This is a genomic window from Rhodococcus sp. NPDC003348, assembly GCF_053589375.1.
In genome coordinates, this window is record NZ_JBSFRT010000048.1 from 15,912 (window position 1) to 33,329 (window position 17,418).

Genomic DNA, 17,418 nt, shown 5'->3' on the forward strand with positions numbered 1-17,418 from the left:
CCTCAGCCGGCGGGAACGAGGCTGTCCCGACCTCCGCCCACACGTGCGATCAGTCCGTCCAGCGCCGCTGCCACCTCGGCGGCCCGTTCCACGATCACCGAGTGACCGGCTCCGGTGATGCGCACCAGGTCCGCGCCGGGCAAACTGGCCACCAGGGCCTCCGAGTGCGTGAGCGGCGTCAGCACGTCCGCGGAGCCGCACACCACCACCGCGGGGATACCGGCCAGCGCGGCCACGGCCGCGGACTCGTCGAAATCCACGAACGACTTCAGGTAGCTCGACATCGTCACCACCGACGTCTCGCCCGCCATCGCCGCGACGACCGCGACCATCCTGGGGTCGGCGACGCGGCCGCGGGTGCCCGCGACACGGACCGCGGCGGCCCCGACCAGGCAACTCACCCGTTTCGAGCCGGCCGTGACGCGCGGCGCCCAGCGGACCGCGGCATGGAAGGCACCGACCGCCGGGCTGCGCAACAGCCGCCCGAGTCCCGCATCGGCCAATCCGGCTGCCGCCGTTGAGATCAGCGCGACCCCGGCCACCCTGCCCCGCACCGAATCCGGTTGCTGGCGCACGTAGGTGAGCACGGTCATGCCGCCCATCGAGTGCCCGATCAGCACCAGCGGGCCGGACGGTGCGACGGTGCTGATCACGGTGTCGAGGTCACGACCGAGTTGGTCGATCGTGTAGGTGCTCGCATCCGCGTGGCCGGACCGGCCGTGGCCGCGGTGGTCGTAGAACACCATCCGCACCCGGCCGCCCCAGGACGCTTCCAGCGCGTACCGCAACAGGTCCCACGACCCGGACTGCATGCAGTGCCCGTGCAGGAACACGGCGGTGACGTCGGCATCGGCGGGACCGTATTCGTGGACCGCGATCGGGACTCCGTCGTCGGCGACCACGGTGGTGCGGCGGCCCTGTTCAGGGGTGGTGCTCGACATGACGTCCTCCCGTCCCGGTCTCGCATGTGCGGGCAATGGATGTATCGCCGCAGCTCGTCAGTTCCTTACATCGGAATCGTCAGAATCCGAGCGGCGAGCCCGTACCGAGGTCGATGCCACCGAACCCGACTCCACCGGGCCCGGCGGTGAGGCCACCCGCGCCCAGGGGTCCGACGTTGACGCCGCCGAGCACGACGCCGCCCGGCCCGTTCTGCAGTGGTCCGGTGGCGCCCGGCGCGACTGCCGGCGCGGGCGGCCCCTCGGGAATCGGAGTGGCGGCGGCGAGGGCAGTGCCGCCCGACAGCAGGGTTGCGGTCACGGCGAGTCCGGCGAGCGTCCCGCGAACGATGGTCGAGGTGGTGGTGAACATTGTGTGGTCCTTTCGTGGAGAGTGGTCGGGGGTCGGGGCCGGCGCTCCGGGTGGAGCACCGGCCCCGACGGGTTGGGCCGTTCCGGCCGTGTCGACTGGGCGGTTCCGGCCGTGTCAACTGGGCCGTTGCGGCCGTGGCATCAGCAGAAGGGCCAGTAGAAGGGGCAGTCCTGGACGTCCGTGGTGGTGGTCGTGGTGGTGTTCCCGCTGTTGTTGTTGCTGCCCGAGCTGTCCGCACCACCGGTCCCGCCGTTGGCGCTGCCACCGTTGGCATTGGCGCCGCCACTGTTGCCACCGGCACCGCCCGCACCGCCGTTACCGACCACCGGCCCGGACTGGTTGCCGCTACCGATGTTGACGCCGCCGAGCACGACGCCACCGTTGTTGCCACCGGCACCCCCGGCACCGCCGGCACCACCCGCGCCCGTGGTCGCCGTCCCGCCGTTTGCGCTGCCACCGTTCGCGGCACCGCCGTCAGCCGACGCGATGCCGGCGCCGCCGGCGACTGCGAAAGCGGCGATCGCCGCGGTGGCCAGAACTCGCTTGATGGTGTTCGACATTGTGTTCTCCTGGAAGATGATTGGTGGGTTGGTCTTGCCTTCTGACATCAAGACTCCGCTCATATGCCCCCCACCGACAGACACCCAAGGTGGCGTATCGGCCCCACCCCCGACGCACCCGGCACCAACATCTCATCGCCGAAACCGGGACGCGGCAACGCCGACGGACCCGGCACCCGAAGGTGCCGAGCCCGTCGCTCAGGTGGCGTCGAATTCCGCCGCGTCAGCAGAAGAACCAGATGATGCCGCAGTTGTCCTCGGTTGTCGTGGTCGTCGTGGTGGTGTTGCCGCTGTTGTTGCCGCTGTTCGAGGTGTCGGCACCACCGGTGCCGCCGTTGGCGCTGCCACCGTTGGCATTGGCGCCGCCACTGTTGCCACCGGCACCGCCCGCGCCGCCGTTACCGACCACCGGCCCGGACTGGTTGCCGCTACCGATGTTGACGCCGCCGAGCACGACGCCACCGTTGTTGCCACCGGCACCCCCGGCACCGCCGGCACCACCCGCGCCCGTGGTCGCCGTCCCGCCGTTTGCGCTGCCACCGTTCGCGGCACCGCCGTCAGCCGACGCGATGCCGGCGCCGCCGGCGACTGCGAAAGCGGCGATCGCCGCGGTGGCCAGAACTCGCTTGATGGTGTTCGACATGGTGTTTCTCCTTGCTGGTGGTGGGGGTTGGTCTTGCTTGCTGACATCAAGACTCCGCCCACGCAGCCGGCGTCGACAGACACCCAAGGTGGCGACTCACCCACCCCTCGCGCGAACACCGCGACCTACACGGGCGTCAACTCCGCGATGCGCCACTGACCGTCGACCAGGTCCAGACCCACCTCCACCCGACTGGTCGCGCTCGCGGGGGCCGGTTGCGCCGTGGACGTCGTGATCTGGTCCACGAACATCAGCAGCCGCACGTGATCGTCTGTGCCACTGACGAATCCGACATCCACCACCCAAGCCCGGGTACTGATCCCCTGCTCCTTGGACTGCGGGGCAACGGTTTTCGTTGCGTAGTCGGTGAAGCGCTCCCGGAATTCTCCGGTGGCGGCCTGTGCGGCCCGGTCCAGATCCGCGTCGACGGTCGGCGAGTTGTAGCTCAGCACCGACTCGACCAGAGCAGGCCCCACGGCCACGGCGTCGGTCCGGACCGCTTCCCGCTCGGCGGCCGCACGGTTCGCCCACGACAGCGCCGTGAAGGCGACAACCATCGCGACCACCGCGAGGGCGGCGGTCACCAGCGCGATGCGCCTTCCCTTCATGGCACGAACTCCACCTTCGACATCAGCAGCCGTCCGTCGACGCCGTCCACCGTCACCCGCAACCGGTAGCTGCGCGGCGCGGCGGTCGGGCTGTCGACGTTCGCGACCTGGGCGGACGCCGCGACGATCACCACCGCCGATCCATCCGTCTCCGACGCGAGGGCGGCGGAGTCTATGCGGCCGTCGGAGTTCACCGCCGCGTCCCGGATCGCGGTGGCCAGTCCCGCGTGTCCGTCGGCGAGTTCGTCGGCGAACTGCCCGGTACTCCGTTCGCGTAGTCGCGCGAGGTCGGCGTCCGCCGTGTCGGTGTGCACGTCGATCATTGCCAGCACACCCTCGGTGGCGGCGTCGACGCGCGCCTGCCGATGCGCGGCCAGGGACCGGTCCGCTAGCCACGTCGACCCGGCTGTCACGACTCCGGCGACCAACGCACCGGTCGCGGCGATCCCGATGAGGGACAGCAGGATCCGCAACCATCGCCGCCCGTGGGGCGCATCGTCACCGTCGGCGCCGCCGGTGTCGGTGATCGCCACGACGGCGTCGGGTCGCGCCGCGGTCACGGCCGTGGGCCCAGGAGTTGCTGCCATCCGGCGTCACCTCCCCCACCCGCCGCCGCGGGCGCCACCTCGGTGTGGACGTACTGCGTTCCGTCGGGCCCGGCGTACAACTCGTCGGGGGCGTTGGTGCCCGCGGGCACGAACGGTTCGTCGCTCTTGCAGATCGCGGGCGTCGGGGCGCGTTTGCCGGGTACGTCCATGCAGGGGATGTTCCGGGATCCGCGGACGGCGAACTTCGAGTCCTGCGGCACACTGCAGAACAGGTCCGGTGGGGTGTCGGGCACGCTCATGTCGGTCGGGTCCCGGCGCTGGTCGGCGGGAAGGTAGCCGGTGGAGCACGCGGCCGGGTCCTGTGCCTGCACATGGAAGTTGACGTACGCGGCGCCGTCGGCCTGCCCCTTCTGCACGACGGTCTCCTGCGCGGCCACGAGCGGAGGCAGGATCACCAGCACCTGCTCGATCGACGGGTTGTAGGTGACCGCCACCTGGGCGGTACTGGTGAAGTTCGCGAGCAGCACCGGCAGCGTCGGTCGCAGGTCCTGGAACAGGGTGTCCGCCTCGGCGGCCGCCGCGGGCCCATTGTCGAGGATGCCGCGGACCGAGCCGTCCGCGACCGCGAGCTGCTCACTCAGATGCGCCACGTTCGCGGTCCACTGCCGGATCTGGTCGCCGGTGACGACCTGCGTGTCGAGCAGCGGCGCCAGATTTCGCACCAGGGTGGTCGCGGGAGTCGTTGCGGCCGAAGCCTGATCGACGAACGAGGTGGTGGAGTCGAGCAGGCGCGCCAGGTCCGGGCCCTTTCCGGCGAACGCGGCCGCGGACTCGTCGATCACCGCGCGCAGCTTGTCCTGCGGGACGGTCGCGAGCATCGCCTTGGCCTGGTCGAGCACCGGACCGATCTCCTGCGGCACGGTCACCTGCGATGCCTCGATCACGTCCCCGTCGCTCAGGAAGGGACCCTCGGTGGTGCTCGGCTGCAGGTCCACATACTGCTCGCCGATCGCCGAGACGCTACGCACCGCCACCGCGAGATCGAGGGTCGGCACGGGCGTCGAACTCTGCAGGGACAGCTCGGCCCGCACCGCGTCGGGGTCGAGGCGTACCTCGCGAACCTGTCCGATCGTGTCACCGCGATAGGTGACGTTCGCGTTGCGGTACAGCCCGCCCGCGTTCGGCATCTCGACGGTGACGGTGTAGCGACCGATCCCGAGGGTGGTCGGGATCCGCAGGTACGAGATCGCCGCCGCGGTCATCCCGATCACCGCGATGACCGCGAAGATCGTCAACTGCGTGCGAACCAGTTTGGTCAGGATCATCGGCCGCTGCCCTCCCCCTTCGGCGACTGCTGCTGCCCTGCGACCGCCGCCAGTGGCGCGGTCATCGGGTCGGCCACCGCGCCCGCGGAGACGGCCGTCGGCGGTCCCACCAGGGCGCCACCGGCAATGCTCTCCTGCAGGCGCGCGGCCGTGAGGTCCACCAGCACCCAGAGGTTGGTGTAGTCGCCCCGCATCGCCTGATCGAGGGTGACCTGCGGGAACGGGAAGGTGCTCAGACTGCCGAGGTTGTTGATCAGGTCCGGTCCCGCGGCCGCGATCTGCGCGAACGTCGGCTCCAGCGCGGCCAGATTGGCCTTCAGGTCGTCCCGGGTCCGGTTGACCAGTTCGGTTCCCACGTCACCGAACCGACCGACCGAACCGAGGGCCGACGTCAGCTCGGCACGCTGATCCGAGAGCACCTTCATCGCCGGGTCCAGGGTGTCGAGCGCACGACCGAGTACGTCGCGCTGCGACGCGATCTCGCCTGCGAACCCGTCGAGGTTCGCCATCGTGGTCACCATCGCGCCCCGCTGCCGGTCGAGGGTGTCGGCGAGGGTGTCCATCTGGGACAGCAGGTTCCGCGCCGAATCCTGTCGGCCGTCGAGTGCCTTGTTCAGTTCGGTGGTGATGGTCTGCACCTGCGCGAGCCCACCACCGTTGAGAACAACCGACAGCGCGGTCAGTGCCTCCTCGGTGGTCGGATACACCCCCGCCCGCTCCAGCGGAATCACCGAACCGTCGGCCAGCGTTCCCTCCGGCGGGACGTCGGTGGGCGGCGCAAGAGCGATGTGCTTGGACCCGAGCAGGCTGGTCTGACCGATCCGGGCGGTGGCGTTCGCCGGCAACTGCACCGAACCGTCCAGGGAGACGGTCACCTTCGCATGCCAGTCGGCGGTCTCGATCGCACTGATGCTGCCGACCGTGACGTCGCCGACCATCACCGGCGAGTTCGGGCTGATGGTGGTGACATCGGGCATCTCGATCACCACCGACCAGCTGCCCTCGCCGCGTCCCGCCGCGCCAGGCAGAGCGACGGAGTTGAGCCCGCTCCACTGACAGCCCGACAGCAGCAGCGCCCCCGTCAACGCGACGCCGCCCGCCGCCCACGCTCTGCCGATCATCGGTTCCCCTTCCACGGTGCGAGGAGCCCGCCCAGGTCAGGCACCGGGACGGTCGGCATGGTCAGCGCAGGCATCGACGTCACGGTCGCCGCCGCGGTCGCCTGAGCGGCCGGCTTCAGCTGCGGCTCGCTGTAGACCAACTGATCCGGATGGGCACCGAGGGAACGGCTCGGGTTCAAGGTCAGGTCCGGATAGTTCGCCTTGACCGTGTTCAGCAGCGGGCCCAAATACTGGGCGCACAGCTCAGCGCCCTTCTCCGACGTCTCGTTCGCGACACCGGCGATCGCTCCGCAGATGAAGTTGATCGGATTGCCGACGTTCTGGAAGGCGGGCACACCGATCATCGAGCCGAGCGCAGGCCGGTAGATGTTGTAGTAGTTCGACAGCGCGGTCGGACCCAGGTGCAGGATCTTCTCGAGTCCGTCCCGCTTGTCGACCAGCACCTGCGACACGTCCGCCAGCTTCTGCACCTGGTCGGTGAGGCCGGTCCGGTTCTCCGCGACGAACCGCTGCACGTCGACGATTGCGGTGTCCAGGTCTCCGAGTGCCGGTGCCAGCTGGGTTCGACTGTCCGCCAACAGGCCCGACACCGACGCCAGTCGACCCTGGAACTGCACGATCTGCTCGTTGCTCGCGGCGAGCGCCGTGGTGAACGCCTGCAGTCCGCGGATGGTACCGAAGAGGTCGCCGCCGCTGTCGGACAGCGTGCTCATCGCCTGCGACAGCTCGACGACCGAGTTACCCAGTGCGGTTCCGTTGCCCTGCAACGCGGTTCCCGCGCCGTTGAGCAGGTTCGCGGCGGGACCCGGGTCACCGTCCTTGGGGCCGAGGGCGTCGGCCGCGCGCCCCAACTCGGCCTTGACCTGGTCCCACTCGACCGGGACCGCGGTGCGATCGACCCCGATGACCGCACCGTCGGCCAGCGCGGGCGCGTCGTCGTCGGTGACCGCCGGCGTCAACTGCACGAAACGCGCGGAGACCAGCGACTGCGCCACGATGACCGCCTTCGCGTCCACGGCGACGGGCACCGCCCGGTCCAGCTTCAGCTGCACCCGCATCCGCTCCCCGTCGGGGTCGATACCCGTGACGCGGCCGACGTCCACCCCGACCACCCGGACGTCGTCACCGACGTAGAGGCCGGTGGTGGAGGTGAAGTAGGCGGTCACCCGGTAGTAGCGAAGATGCTGCACCGCAAGGTAACCCGCGCCGACGAGCGCGGCGACGAGCACGAGCGCGGCCACCGCGAGGGCCGGCCTGCGCCAGGCGGCTGGGATGGTCGTCATTTGATCTCCGGGATGGGCAGCGGCGCGGGTGGCAACCCGAATCCCGCGTTGAGCAACGGCTGGGTGAACTGCCCTGGCAGCAGGTTCTGGATGTACGAGTAGTAGAAGGGTCCGCTGGCCACGGTGTCGCCGAGCGTGCCGACATAGGTGCCGAGCCCGTCGATGCCCTGGGACATGTTGTCCCTGTTCTTCTGCAGGATCCCGACCACGGTGTTGAGCTTGTCCAGGACCGGGGCCATCTGCGCCTCGTTGTCGTGTACCAGCCCACTGAGCTGGGTGGAGACGGCCGAGACGTTGGTGATCACCTCCGACAGCGCGGCCTGGCGCCGGTCCAGCTCCCCGAGCAGCGCGTTGCCGTCCACGAGCAGGGAATCGACCTGGGGGCCACGTTCGGCGAGGATGCCGGCGACGTTGTCGGCGTCGGAGAGCAGCGCCCGCAGCGTCTCGTCGCGCCGGTTCAGGCTGTCGGAGATGCGGGCGACACCGTCGAGCGCCGGCCGCAGGTTGGGGGCGCTGTCCGCCATCACCTTTCCGACCTCGTCCAGCGACGCCGACAGCTGATCGAGGTCGATGTCCTCGACGGTGGTGGTCAGGTCACCGAGGACGTCGGGCAGCGAGTAGGCCGAGCGGGTCCGATCGAGCGGTATCTGCCCCTCGACGGGGATCCGCCCCTCGCCCTGCAGGTCCAGGCTCACCGCCCGCTTGCCGAGGAGCGACATCGTGGTGATCGCCGCCGCGGTGCTCTCCCCCATGCCGACGGTCTCGTCGAGGCGGAAATCGACTCGTGCCCGGCCCTTCTCGACGCCGATGGCCTCGACGGTGCCGATCTTCACGCCGGCCGCGTTCACCTCGTCGCCTGCAGCGAGTCCGCTGGCGTCGACGAACACCGCGCTGTACCGGACACCGGACTTGAGGAACTGCAGGTTCTGGTACTGCAGAGCGGCCACCACGACCGCGGCGGTGACGGCCAGTCCGACCACACCCACCCGCACCGCCCGGTTCTCCGTCATGGTTCTCATCGCGGCGCACACCTCCCGGTCTTCTGCTCGATCAGGTTCACGGTCATCGGCTTGCCCTCGGCGCCGTCGACCTTCATCGCGATGCCGCACAGGTAGAAGTTGAAGAACGACCCGTAGGCGCCGATTCGCACGAGCTGGCGGTAGTTCGCCGGCATCGACTCGACGATCCGGTTCAGCTCGCCCTGCTGCTCGACCAGTGGATCGAGGGTCGCACCGAGCTGGGTGAGGGTTCCGGAGATGTCCGGCCGGGTGTCCGCGAGCAGGTCGGCGAACGTACCGGTCGCCGTGTTCACGCTCGACACCGCCGCGCCGATCAGTTCCCGGTCCGCGTCCAGGCCGCTGACGAGTTGCTGCAGGTGGTCGAGGGTGTCGCCGAACTGCCCGCCGCGTCCCCGTAGTTCCGCGAGGACGGCGTCGAGGTTGTCGATCACCCGGCCGATCAGTTCGTCCCGGTCCGCGAGAGTGTTCGTGATGGACCCGGTGTGCGCGAGCACCGAGGAGACGGTGCCCGACTGGCCCTGGAACACCTCCAGCAGCGACATCGACAGCGCGTTGACCTGATCCGGATCCAACGCCTGGAACAGCGGCTTGAACCCGCCGAGCAGCGCGTCGAGGTCGAGGGCAGGTGCGGTGCGTTCCACCGGGATCGTCTCCCCCGCTGCGAGCGGCTGTGCGCTGCCGGCACCACCGGGACTGTCGAGCAGTTCCAGGTACCGGTTCCCGACGAGGTCCTGGTAGCGGACCGCGGCCCTCGTCGCGATCGTCAGCGTGTTGCCGTCGTCGACGGTGAATTCCACGTCGGCGCGGTGGTCGCCGGCGAGCCGCACCGAGCTGACCGCGCCGACCGGCACGCCGGCGATGCGCACCTTGTCGCCGGGCTTGAGGCCCGACGCACTGGTGAACTCGGCGGCATGGGTGGTGGCGCCACCACTGCGCAGCTGGCCGAACACCAGGATCAGGCCCGCGTTGACGAGAAGCATGACCAGAACGAAGATGCCGAACTTGACCGCGTAGCCCTTGCGCAGGGCCGAACCGGCGCTCATCGGCCCGCCGTCCCGAACAGGTAGCTCATCAAATCCTTCGTGGTGTTCGACTGCCCGCCGCCCGGCTGCCGGTCCGGCGCGAAGGGGTTCACTCCGGTGTCGGTCACCAGATAGGGGGCGTTGACGTTCGGGTCACGCAGTGGCAGACCCATGCAGTGCGGTCCGCCGGTCGCCGCGACTTTCGGCAGGTCGTCCGGGTAGTGGTAGGGCTCGGCACCGGGGACGAGGCTGATCGACATCTTCAGTCCGGGCTGGCCGTTGTAGGCGCCCCACCCGATGTGCTTGCTCTCCTCCAGACCGTGGAACATGCACGGAAACACCGGCGAATACTCCTCGAGCACGGCGGTGGTCGGCCGCATCAGGGACATCACCGACGTCGCCGCGTCGGTGTTCTGCGCCAGGACCTCGCCCCCGGTGTTCGCCAGCCCGGTCACATTCAGCAGCAGCAGACTCAGGTTCTTCTGCTGGTCCACGATTGTGTCGCCCGAGGTGGTCAGCGACTCCAGTGACCGCATGAGGTCCGGAGACACAGCCGCGTAGGTGTCGGTGACCGGAGGCAGCGAGGTCAGCGTCCGATCGAGCTCCGGGTAGGCGCCCGAGAACTCAACCAAGGACGAATCCGCCTGCGAGAGAGCGTTTCCGAGACGGTCACCCCGACCTTGCAGTGCGGTGGAGATGGCGCCGAGGGTGGCGTCGAGCTTCTCGGGCTGGACGGTGCGCAGCACCTCGGTCAGGTTCTCGAAGACCGTGTTCATCTCCACGGTCACGTGCGACGCGTCGATGGTGGCGCCGGCAGCCAGCCTGGCTTCGCTCGGCTCCGCCGGCGCGGACATGCTCACGAACTTGGCGCCGAATGCGGTGTTCGAGGTGATCTCGACCGCCACATTCGCGGGGATCGCGGCGAGCGCGTCCGGGTCGAGCAGCAGCGACAGTCGCGCGGTCGCATCGCTGTCCGGGGAGATCGACTCGACGGTCCCGACCGTCACCCCGGCCATCTTCACCCGGGCGCCGGGATCCATGACGAGTCCGGCGCGCTCGGCGACCACCGTGACCGGGACACGCTGCGTGAACGACTGATTGAACAGCGCGATCGCCAGGGTGACGACGCCGGCGACCGCGACGACCAGCGCCACCGCGGCCAGCTTGTATCCGTACCTGCGCACGTACCCCCCTAACCGGACAGATTGAAGTTGCCGGAGCCGCCGTAGATCGCGAGCGAGACGAGCAGCGTCACCGCGACCACGCAGATCAGGGACAGCCGTACGCCGCGACCGACCGCTGTGCCCACTCCGGACGGCCCACCGGCGGCGTTGAAGCCGTAGTACGTGTGGATGAGCATCACGAGCATCGCCATCACCAGCACCTGAACGAACGACCACGCGACGTCGACCGGGTCGAGGAAGGTCGTGAAGTAGTGGTCGTACAGGCCCGAGGACTGCCCGAAGATGATCACGGTGGTGAAGCGACCGGCGAGGAACGAGGCGACCAGCGCCAGCGAGTACAGCGGGAGTATCGACAGCATGCCTGCGAGGACGCGGGTGCTGACGACGTAGGGAATCGAGCTGATCGCCATCGACTCGAGCGCGTCGATCTCCTCACTGATCCGCATCGCGCCGAGCTGTGCGGTCGACCCGGCCCCGATGGTCGCGGACAGCCCGATTCCCGCGATCACCGGTGCCGCGATCCGCACGTTGATGAACGCGGAAAAGAATCCGGTCAGGGCCTCGACACCGATGTTGCCGAGCGAACTGAAGCCCTGGATCGCGATGGTGCCGCCCGAGGCCAGGGTCAGGAACCCCACGACGGCCACGGTGCCACCGATCAGGGCGAGCGCACCGGTGCCCATGCTGATCTCGGCGATCAGCCTCAGCACCTCCTTCGGATGCTTGCGCAGTGCCCACGGGATGAACCCGATGGCGCGGGCGAAGAACACGGCCTGGCGCCCGAGGTCGTCCATCGACCTCGACGCCCGGGCGACACGGGCCCGGGTGGGACCGAACTTTCCGGTCGGTGTGAGTGCCACGTGCCCCCCTCTCAGCCCGCCGTCAGGCGGATACCGACGGCGGTGACGATGGTGTTCACCACGAACAGGGCCATGAACGCGTAGACGACGGTCTCGTTGACCGCCTCACCCACGCCCTTCGGGCCTCCCCGGACGGTCAGGCCGCGGTAGCATGCGACGAGACCCGCGAGCAGTCCGAACAGTGCCGCCTTGACCATCGAGATGGCCACCTCCGGCAGGCCGGTGAGAAGTGTGATGCCGTCCGCGAACGCGCCCGGGTTGACGCCCTGCAGGAACACCGAGAACACGAAACCGCCTGCGATGCCGATTACGCACACCAGTCCGTTGAGCAGCAGCGCGACCACCGTCGACGCGACGACCCTCGGGATGACCAGGCGGTTGATCGGGTCGATGCCGAGCACCTCCATCGCGTCGATCTCCTCCCGGATGGTCCGGGACCCGAGGTCGGCGCAGATCGCGGTCGCGCCTGCGCCGGCCACGATGAGGACCGTCACGACCGGACCGACCTGGGTGACCGCACCGAGAGCGGCACCCGCACCGCTGAGGTCCGCGGCGCCGATCTCACGGAGCAGGATGTTGAGGGTGAAGCTCACCAGCACGGTGAACGGCACGGCGACCAGAACGGTCGGCACGATCGACACCCGCGCGATCATCCAGCTCTGTTCGAGGAACTCCTGGAGCTGGAAACGGGTCCGCACCAAGCCGACGGCGACATCCGCCGCCATCTTGTAGAACTCGCCGAGCCCCCGCAGCACCCCTCTCCCGAAATCCCGCGTCGGACCCCGGAGTGCCACCGCGGTATTGCGTCCCCCCGACCCCGCCGGCGCCGTCACGTTCAGTGCACCACGGGACACTGATCGGCGCCGGCCGGCGCCTTCGCCGACTGCGGGCAGCCGTAGTCGACCCGCAACTCCTTGATGCCGTTGATCCACCCTGACTGCAGCCGGACCGCATCGCCGAGTCTGGTGATGTCGGGCATGTGGTCGGCGATCGCGTTGAAGATCAGATCGATCTCCATCCGCGCGAGATTCGCACCGATGCAGTAGTGCGGACCGGTCCCGCCGAAGGCGAGATGCGGGTTGGGGTCACGCAGGATGTCGAAGGTGTTCGGGTTCTCGAACACCTCCTCGTCGAAGTTCGCCGACCCGTACAGCAGCACCACTCGCTGACCCTTCGCGATCGAGGTACCCGCGATCTCGGTGTCCAGCAACGCGGTGCGCTGCTGCGCGATGAGCGGTGACGCCCAGCGGATGATCTCGTCTGCAGCGGTCTTCGGCCGTTCCCGCTTGAACAGCTCCCACTGTTCGGGGTGCTCGAGAAACGCCATCAAGCCGAGAGTCGTTGCGTTTCGGGTTGTTTCGTTTCCGGCAACCGCGAGCATCACGACGAAGAACCCGAACTGTTCCGGAGTCAGGGCCTCGCCGTCGACGTCGGCCTGCACGAGGGCGGAGATGATGTCGTCGAGCGGTTCCGCCCGCCGAGCCTCCGCCAACTCGTACGCGTAGCCGAGGATCTGCGCCGAGGCCATCCGGGACTCGCCGGCCAGGGTCTCGTCGTCGTAACCGGTCATCTGATTGGACCACTCGAACAGCTGCTGCCGCGCCTCGGCGGGAACCCCGAGCAGCTCCGAGATCGCCTGCATCGGGAGCTCACTGGCGACCTCGTGCACGAAGTCACCGCTACCGCTCTCGACGGCCCCCGAGGCGATCCGATCGGCGCGTTCCTCGAGTTCGTCGCGCATCGACTCCACGGATCTCGGCGTGAACAGACGCGAGACCAGTTTGCGCAGTTTGGTGTGGTCGGGGGCGTCCTTGTTGATCAGGACGTGCTTGGTGACCTCGAGTTCCTCGGGTGAAATCGTGGCCTCGTGACGGGGAATCGCGCCGTTCACATTGGAGGAGAACTCGTCCGAACGCAGGGAGACGTCCCGGATGTCGGCGTGCCGCGAGACGACCCAGAAGCCGTCGTCCTGGAACCCGTCGATCCCGGGGTCCTTTGCGTTCCACCACACCGGCGCGTGCCGACGCAGCTTCGCGTACTCCTCGAACGGCATCCGCTCGCCGTGCAGTTGTGGGCTCGTGAAGTCGAAGCCTTCGGGCAGATCGAGGTCGATGTTGTCGGCCATTGCAGTGGACTCCTCGTAGGTCCGCGCCGAGCGCGGAGGTCTAGTCGATTCGGTGGTCTGGGTCGTTCGCCGTCGCGTGGGCCTTGGCCCAGCCGAAGTCGGGCTTGCCGCTGGGAGTTCGCACAACCTCCGCCGCGACCCAGAAGGTGCGGGGAATCTTGTAGCCGGCCAACTGGCTGCGCGAGTGCTTCTCGATGGATTCGAAGTCCAGCTCGACGCCGTCGCGGGCCCGCAACACCGCGGCGACCCGGTTGCCCCACCGGTCGTCGGGAACGCCGATCACGATCGCGTCGTAGACGTCCGGGTGCGCCTTGACGACCGCCTCGACCTCCTCCGCGAATACCTTCTCACCGCCGGTGTTGATCACCATGTTTCCGCGGCCGAGCAGGGTGATCGAACCGTCGTCCTCGATCCGGGCGCGGTCGCCGGTGACGACGGCGCGTTGAGTGGAGCTCGCGGAACTCCCGTCGGCGGAGCCCGTCACCGTGCGGAAGATCTCGCCGGATTTCGTGGGGTCGTTGTAGTAGCCGACCGGGATGTTGCCGAGCTTGGTGAGCCACCCCTCGCCGCCGGAGCCCGGCGGCAGGATGCGGCCGTCGTCGTCGACCACGACCGAGTACTTGTTGCCGCCGACCTTGGGGCCGCCGTGTTGCTCCACCCCCTTGGTGGCGAAACCGATACCGCCGAATCCTGTCTCGGAGGATCCGACCGAGTCGGAGATCATCAGGTTCGGCATCGCGTCGAAGAAGGCATCCTTGACCGACCCGGAGAACAACGCCGCACCGGATGCGAGCACCGCCAGGCTCGAAGTGTCCCGGTCCTGTTCGTGGAAGGTGTCGATCAGGGGCCTGCCCATCGCGTCTCCGGTGATCACCATGACCTGCGGCCGGTGTTCGGCGACCAACTCCCACACCCGGGCGGCGTCGAACTTCGGCTCCATGATCACGGTGTTGCCCGAGAAGAAGGCGTTGAAGGTCGGCATCAGGGCCGAGGTGTGGATCAGCGGCGGCAGCATCACCCACCGCATCGCCTCGCCCGCGGCCACACCGTTCCGGGACTGCTGGAACTCGTCGGCGATCGGCTCACCGGAATAGAAGTCGATGCCGCCGGCGAGCACCCGCCAGATGTCCTCGTGCCGCCAGACCACGCCCTTGGGCCTGCCGGTCGTGCCACCGGTGTAGAAGATGTAGTGGTCGTCGGGGCTGCGTTCCCCGAATCCCCTCTCGGGCGTGCTCTCCGCCAGGGCGTCGGTGAACGCGAGCGCGTCCGGAACCTGTGCCTCCTGCCCGGTCGCCAACTCGTCGGGAACCGAGATCAGGTGCCGGATTCGCGGTGCCGCGGGCAGCACCGCGGCGACGTTGTCCGCGAAACCCTGGTGGAACACCAGGGCCTCGAGGTCGGCGTTGTCGTAGAGGTACTGCAGCTCGTCGGCTGTGTACCGGTAGTTCACGGTCAGCGGCACGGCGCGGAGCTTGAACGCCGCGATGATCGCGACCATCGTCTCGATCGAGTTGTGCATGTGGATGCCGATGTGGGCGCCCACGCCGAAACCGGTGTTCTCGAGGTGGTGGGCGAGCCGGTTGGCCCGCTCGTCGAGCTCACGGTAGGTCACCTCCTCGCCGGAGACGATCATCGCGACGCGGTCGGGCATTGCGTCCACAGAGTGCTCGAACAGATCGGCGAACGTGTAGGCCATGCAAATGTCCTTTGCGAGTGTTCGGCCGCGCAGCTGACGTGGAGCGTCAGATTACATACAGCGGCAGGGGAATTCCGCGGTCTTCGAAAACAAAAGCGGCGCCGGTGCTGACCTTGGTGATCGCGACCTCGACGCATTCGCGAGCGGGCTCGTCGGTGGTGTCGACCACGACGAGCAGGCCCGAGGGCTCCTCGCCAACGACCCGGACGGTGAAGCGCGGATTCACTCCGCGCACCAGCGCGTGCAGCGCCTCCAGGTGCTCGCCGTCGATCAGGGTCGGCCAGCCACCGTCCGCGTCCACCGGTCCGCCACGTCCGATCCAGAGTTCGAGCCGGTCACCGTCGAAACGAATCTCACTGTCCACGTACTGTTTCGGGTTGAACAGCGGATGCAGCGACAGCACCGTCGCCAGACTCTCGAGATCGTCGGACAGTCCGAGCGCGTCCCGGATCCGCTGCGCGGTGACGCCGGCGATACCGGTGAGCTGCTTGCGGGTGATCTCCAGCGCCTTGCCCTCGTCGGCCCGCTTGCGGACGGCGATCAGGAAGCCGAGCGCGAGCAGATGCTGCTGCAGGGACACCTCCTCGGCGATCCGCACCAGTGCCGACTGCGAGAAATCCGCGAACCGGACATCCGAGAGCAGTGGGCCCGAGTAGTCGTGGTTGCCCTCGCCGCTGGTGTCGATCGGGCTCAGTTCCAGGCCGTTGGCGGCGGTGCGCCCGATCTGCTCGGTGTGCGACTCCATGACGGGCGGAACGTGCGCGTCGTCGATGATCACCGTCCACGCGCAGTGCGGGTGCCGGTCGGCGGGCCGCCGCGGCGGCCGGTGGATCGGCCGCACCTGCGCATGCGGGTTGGTCGCGAGTGCCGTCGCGTCGAAGGTCGGGTCCTCGATGTCGTGGCACATAGCGGTGACGTACTCGTCGCCGAGCGGCTCGACGTCCATCAGTGCCCCGCAGTGGTCGAGCCAGAACTCTCCGTGCTGCGGGTCGTCCACCCGGTACCGGAAGTCCATGAACTGCGGCGGCGCCCCGATGTCGAGTTGCAGACCCTTGAAGATGGTCACCACGTCGTCGCCCTCGTACCGCAGCGCCTTCTGCATGCGCCGGGTGTACCAGGGACTCGACGCCTGCCATTCCTCGATCGCGACCTGGGCCATACCCTCGCGCCCGAATTCGACGATCAGGTGCGCCATGCCGGAGCGGTCGATGAGTTGGCCGGTCAGCAGCAGTTCCGGCACCAGGGTGGCGAGATCTGCACGCGAGAGCGCCGCGAACGAGCGCGCCGGCTCCGTCTCGGGACTCACCACAGCGGGACCGGGGCCTGGCCGACGGGGTACCAGCCCGGCAGCTTCTCGCCGGAGATGGATCGCTGGATCCGCGACTGCATACCCGCGGACAGCGCGTTGTTCTGGATCATCTCCATGAAGAGTGCGGAGACGTTGCCGAAGTCGAAGAAGTCGCGCTGCCAGGACCACTGGAAGTTGCCGCCGTACTTGAACCAGCTGCCGCCGATGCCGTACACGGAGTAGTTGGTGCCGTCCTCACGCTTGGCGTCGGAGACCTGGGTCCAGAGCCCGATCACGTCGCCGGTGCGGTCGTCGACGAGAACGTGCTTGTAGTCGTACTCCCAGCCCTCGAGGCCCTGCATCTCGAGGCCCAGCGCCACCTCCCGGATCTCGTCCCGACCGACGGCCATGAAGTCCTGCTTCGGACCGTAGTTCCAGCCGTACGTCGCGTCCTCGGTGTAGAACTCGGCCAACGGCTTCCAGTCACCCTCGGCCTCGGCCTTCTTGTTCGCATCCAGCCAACGCTGCACCATCTCGTCGAGCTCGGCGCGATCGAATCCGGTCATCGGTTTCTTCTCCTTCGAAAAAGTGTGTGGGTGGGGCTGTGTGTGTGACGGCCGCCCGGCTGTCAGTCCTCCACGATCCGCAGCGCCTGGGTCGGGCAGTAGCGGACCGCGTTCTCCACGTCGGGGCGCAACGACTCGGGCGGGTTCGCGTCGAGGATTTCGACCTTCCCCCGTTTGGGCACCGTGAACACGTCCGGCGCCTCCATCTCGCAGGCGGCGTGCCCCTGGCACAGGTCCAGGTCCGCCTCGACGCGCATGA

General features: G+C 68.4%; 19 protein-coding genes. All 19 read right to left on the reverse strand.

The features are described from left to right. Positions 1–2: 2 nt before the first annotated feature. The 19 genes from ACWDU4_RS24225 to ACWDU4_RS24315 all read right to left on the reverse strand — a co-directional run bounded on the left by ACWDU4_RS24225 (position 3) and on the right by ACWDU4_RS24315 (position 17,416). Entirely contained in the window at positions 3–941 is a 939-nt protein-coding gene (locus ACWDU4_RS24225) for an alpha/beta fold hydrolase (protein WP_450116485.1), read from the reverse strand. Between the two features lie 79 nt (positions 942–1,020). Continuing rightward, positions 1,021–1,311, reverse strand: coding sequence for a hypothetical protein (locus ACWDU4_RS24230; protein WP_450116486.1), 291 nt, complete (start codon positions 1,309–1,311; stop codon positions 1,021–1,023). A 140-nt stretch (positions 1,312–1,451) separates the two neighbouring features. Next, entirely contained in the window at positions 1,452–1,871 is a 420-nt protein-coding gene (locus tag ACWDU4_RS24235; RefSeq protein ID WP_450116487.1) for a hypothetical protein, read from the reverse strand. A 223-nt stretch (positions 1,872–2,094) separates the two neighbouring features. Further along, the gene (locus ACWDU4_RS24240) at positions 2,095–2,514 is read right to left on the reverse strand and encodes a hypothetical protein (protein WP_450116488.1); all 420 of its coding nucleotides are present in this window, start codon (positions 2,512–2,514) and stop codon (positions 2,095–2,097) included. A 125-nt stretch (positions 2,515–2,639) separates the two neighbouring features. Further along, positions 2,640–3,122 carry a hypothetical protein gene (locus ACWDU4_RS24245; RefSeq protein WP_450116489.1) on the reverse strand — a complete coding sequence of 161 codons (483 nt, stop codon included), beginning with the start codon at positions 3,120–3,122 and terminating at the stop codon, positions 2,640–2,642. Further along, on the reverse strand, positions 3,119–3,709 hold the full coding sequence (locus tag ACWDU4_RS24250) for a hypothetical protein (RefSeq protein ID WP_450116490.1): 591 nt from the start codon (positions 3,707–3,709) through the stop codon (positions 3,119–3,121). The genes ACWDU4_RS24245 and ACWDU4_RS24250 overlap by 4 nt, the downstream gene beginning before the upstream one ends. Continuing rightward, positions 3,679–4,995 carry an MCE family protein gene (locus ACWDU4_RS24255; RefSeq protein ID WP_450116491.1) on the reverse strand — a complete coding sequence of 439 codons (1,317 nt, stop codon included), beginning with the start codon at positions 4,993–4,995 and terminating at the stop codon, positions 3,679–3,681. The genes ACWDU4_RS24250 and ACWDU4_RS24255 overlap by 31 nt, the downstream gene beginning before the upstream one ends. Further along, positions 4,992–6,116: an MCE family protein gene (locus ACWDU4_RS24260; protein ID WP_450116492.1), complete on the reverse strand. Its 1,125-nt coding sequence runs from the start codon at positions 6,114–6,116 to the stop codon at positions 4,992–4,994. The genes ACWDU4_RS24255 and ACWDU4_RS24260 overlap by 4 nt, the downstream gene beginning before the upstream one ends. After that, positions 6,113–7,399 carry an MCE family protein gene (locus ACWDU4_RS24265; protein WP_450116493.1) on the reverse strand — a complete coding sequence of 429 codons (1,287 nt, stop codon included), beginning with the start codon at positions 7,397–7,399 and terminating at the stop codon, positions 6,113–6,115. The genes ACWDU4_RS24260 and ACWDU4_RS24265 overlap by 4 nt, the downstream gene beginning before the upstream one ends. Beyond that, entirely contained in the window at positions 7,396–8,418 is a 1,023-nt protein-coding gene (locus ACWDU4_RS24270) for an MCE family protein (protein ID WP_450116494.1), read from the reverse strand. The genes ACWDU4_RS24265 and ACWDU4_RS24270 overlap by 4 nt, the downstream gene beginning before the upstream one ends. Then, positions 8,415–9,461, reverse strand: coding sequence for an MCE family protein (locus ACWDU4_RS24275; RefSeq protein WP_450116495.1), 1,047 nt, complete (start codon positions 9,459–9,461; stop codon positions 8,415–8,417). The genes ACWDU4_RS24270 and ACWDU4_RS24275 overlap by 4 nt, the downstream gene beginning before the upstream one ends. After that, positions 9,458–10,624, reverse strand: a complete 1,167-nt coding sequence (locus ACWDU4_RS24280) for an MCE family protein (protein WP_450116496.1) — start codon at positions 10,622–10,624, stop codon at positions 9,458–9,460. The genes ACWDU4_RS24275 and ACWDU4_RS24280 overlap by 4 nt, the downstream gene beginning before the upstream one ends. A gap of 8 nt (positions 10,625–10,632) precedes the next feature. Then, positions 10,633–11,418: an MlaE family ABC transporter permease gene (locus ACWDU4_RS24285; protein ID WP_450116515.1), complete on the reverse strand. Its 786-nt coding sequence runs from the start codon at positions 11,416–11,418 to the stop codon at positions 10,633–10,635. 77 nt (positions 11,419–11,495) lie between these two features. Then, positions 11,496–12,209, reverse strand: a complete 714-nt coding sequence (locus tag ACWDU4_RS24290) for an MlaE family ABC transporter permease (protein WP_450116516.1) — start codon at positions 12,207–12,209, stop codon at positions 11,496–11,498. A gap of 110 nt (positions 12,210–12,319) precedes the next feature. Next, positions 12,320–13,609, reverse strand: coding sequence for a cytochrome P450 (locus ACWDU4_RS24295; protein ID WP_450116497.1), 1,290 nt, complete (start codon positions 13,607–13,609; stop codon positions 12,320–12,322). Between the two features lie 40 nt (positions 13,610–13,649). Further along, positions 13,650–15,305 (reverse strand): acyl-CoA synthetase, encoded by a 1,656-nt coding sequence (locus tag ACWDU4_RS24300; RefSeq protein ID WP_450116498.1) that lies wholly within the window; start codon positions 15,303–15,305, stop codon positions 13,650–13,652. Positions 15,306–15,351: 46 nt separating this feature from the next. After that, positions 15,352–16,614, reverse strand: coding sequence for a hypothetical protein (locus ACWDU4_RS24305; protein ID WP_450116499.1), 1,263 nt, complete (start codon positions 16,612–16,614; stop codon positions 15,352–15,354). Beyond that, on the reverse strand, positions 16,608–17,159 hold the full coding sequence (locus ACWDU4_RS24310) for a nuclear transport factor 2 family protein (RefSeq protein ID WP_450116500.1): 552 nt from the start codon (positions 17,157–17,159) through the stop codon (positions 16,608–16,610). Before ACWDU4_RS24310 ends, ACWDU4_RS24305 begins: the two co-directional genes overlap by 7 nt. Before the next feature lie 62 nt (positions 17,160–17,221). Then, on the reverse strand, positions 17,222–17,416 hold the full coding sequence (locus ACWDU4_RS24315; RefSeq protein WP_450116501.1) for a ferredoxin: 195 nt from the start codon (positions 17,414–17,416) through the stop codon (positions 17,222–17,224). Positions 17,417–17,418 lie beyond the last annotated feature (2 nt).

What these genes read in the sequence shown, in the direction of transcription:
- ACWDU4_RS24300 (WP_450116498.1), bottom strand. Translation starts at nt 15,305, where the DNA reads ATGGCCTACACGTTCGCCGATCTGTTCGAGCACTCTGTGGACGCAATG.
- ACWDU4_RS24265 (WP_450116493.1), bottom strand. Translation starts at nt 7,399, where the DNA reads ATGACGACCATCCCAGCCGCCTGGCGCAGGCCGGCCCTCGCGGTGGCC.
- ACWDU4_RS24255 (WP_450116491.1), bottom strand. Translation starts at nt 4,995, where the DNA reads ATGATCCTGACCAAACTGGTTCGCACGCAGTTGACGATCTTCGCGGTC.
- ACWDU4_RS24225 (WP_450116485.1), bottom strand. Translation starts at nt 941, where the DNA reads ATGTCGAGCACCACCCCTGAACAGGGCCGCCGCACCACCGTGGTCGCC.
- ACWDU4_RS24230 (WP_450116486.1), bottom strand. Translation starts at nt 1,311, where the DNA reads ATGTTCACCACCACCTCGACCATCGTTCGCGGGACGCTCGCCGGACTC.
- ACWDU4_RS24240 (WP_450116488.1), bottom strand. Translation starts at nt 2,514, where the DNA reads ATGTCGAACACCATCAAGCGAGTTCTGGCCACCGCGGCGATCGCCGCT.
- ACWDU4_RS24245 (WP_450116489.1), bottom strand. Translation starts at nt 3,122, where the DNA reads ATGAAGGGAAGGCGCATCGCGCTGGTGACCGCCGCCCTCGCGGTGGTC.
- ACWDU4_RS24235 (WP_450116487.1), bottom strand. Translation starts at nt 1,871, where the DNA reads ATGTCGAACACCATCAAGCGAGTTCTGGCCACCGCGGCGATCGCCGCT.
- ACWDU4_RS24295 (WP_450116497.1), bottom strand. Translation starts at nt 13,609, where the DNA reads ATGGCCGACAACATCGACCTCGATCTGCCCGAAGGCTTCGACTTCACG.
- ACWDU4_RS24250 (WP_450116490.1), bottom strand. Translation starts at nt 3,709, where the DNA reads ATGGCAGCAACTCCTGGGCCCACGGCCGTGACCGCGGCGCGACCCGAC.
- ACWDU4_RS24315 (WP_450116501.1), bottom strand. Translation starts at nt 17,416, where the DNA reads ATGCGCGTCGAGGCGGACCTGGACCTGTGCCAGGGGCACGCCGCCTGC.
- ACWDU4_RS24310 (WP_450116500.1), bottom strand. Translation starts at nt 17,159, where the DNA reads ATGACCGGATTCGATCGCGCCGAGCTCGACGAGATGGTGCAGCGTTGG.
- ACWDU4_RS24275 (WP_450116495.1), bottom strand. Translation starts at nt 9,461, where the DNA reads ATGAGCGCCGGTTCGGCCCTGCGCAAGGGCTACGCGGTCAAGTTCGGC.
- ACWDU4_RS24290 (WP_450116516.1), bottom strand. Translation starts at nt 12,209, where the DNA reads ATGGCGGCGGATGTCGCCGTCGGCTTGGTGCGGACCCGTTTCCAGCTC.
- ACWDU4_RS24260 (WP_450116492.1), bottom strand. Translation starts at nt 6,116, where the DNA reads ATGATCGGCAGAGCGTGGGCGGCGGGCGGCGTCGCGTTGACGGGGGCG.
- ACWDU4_RS24270 (WP_450116494.1), bottom strand. Translation starts at nt 8,418, where the DNA reads ATGAGAACCATGACGGAGAACCGGGCGGTGCGGGTGGGTGTGGTCGGA.
- ACWDU4_RS24285 (WP_450116515.1), bottom strand. Translation starts at nt 11,418, where the DNA reads ATGGACGACCTCGGGCGCCAGGCCGTGTTCTTCGCCCGCGCCATCGGG.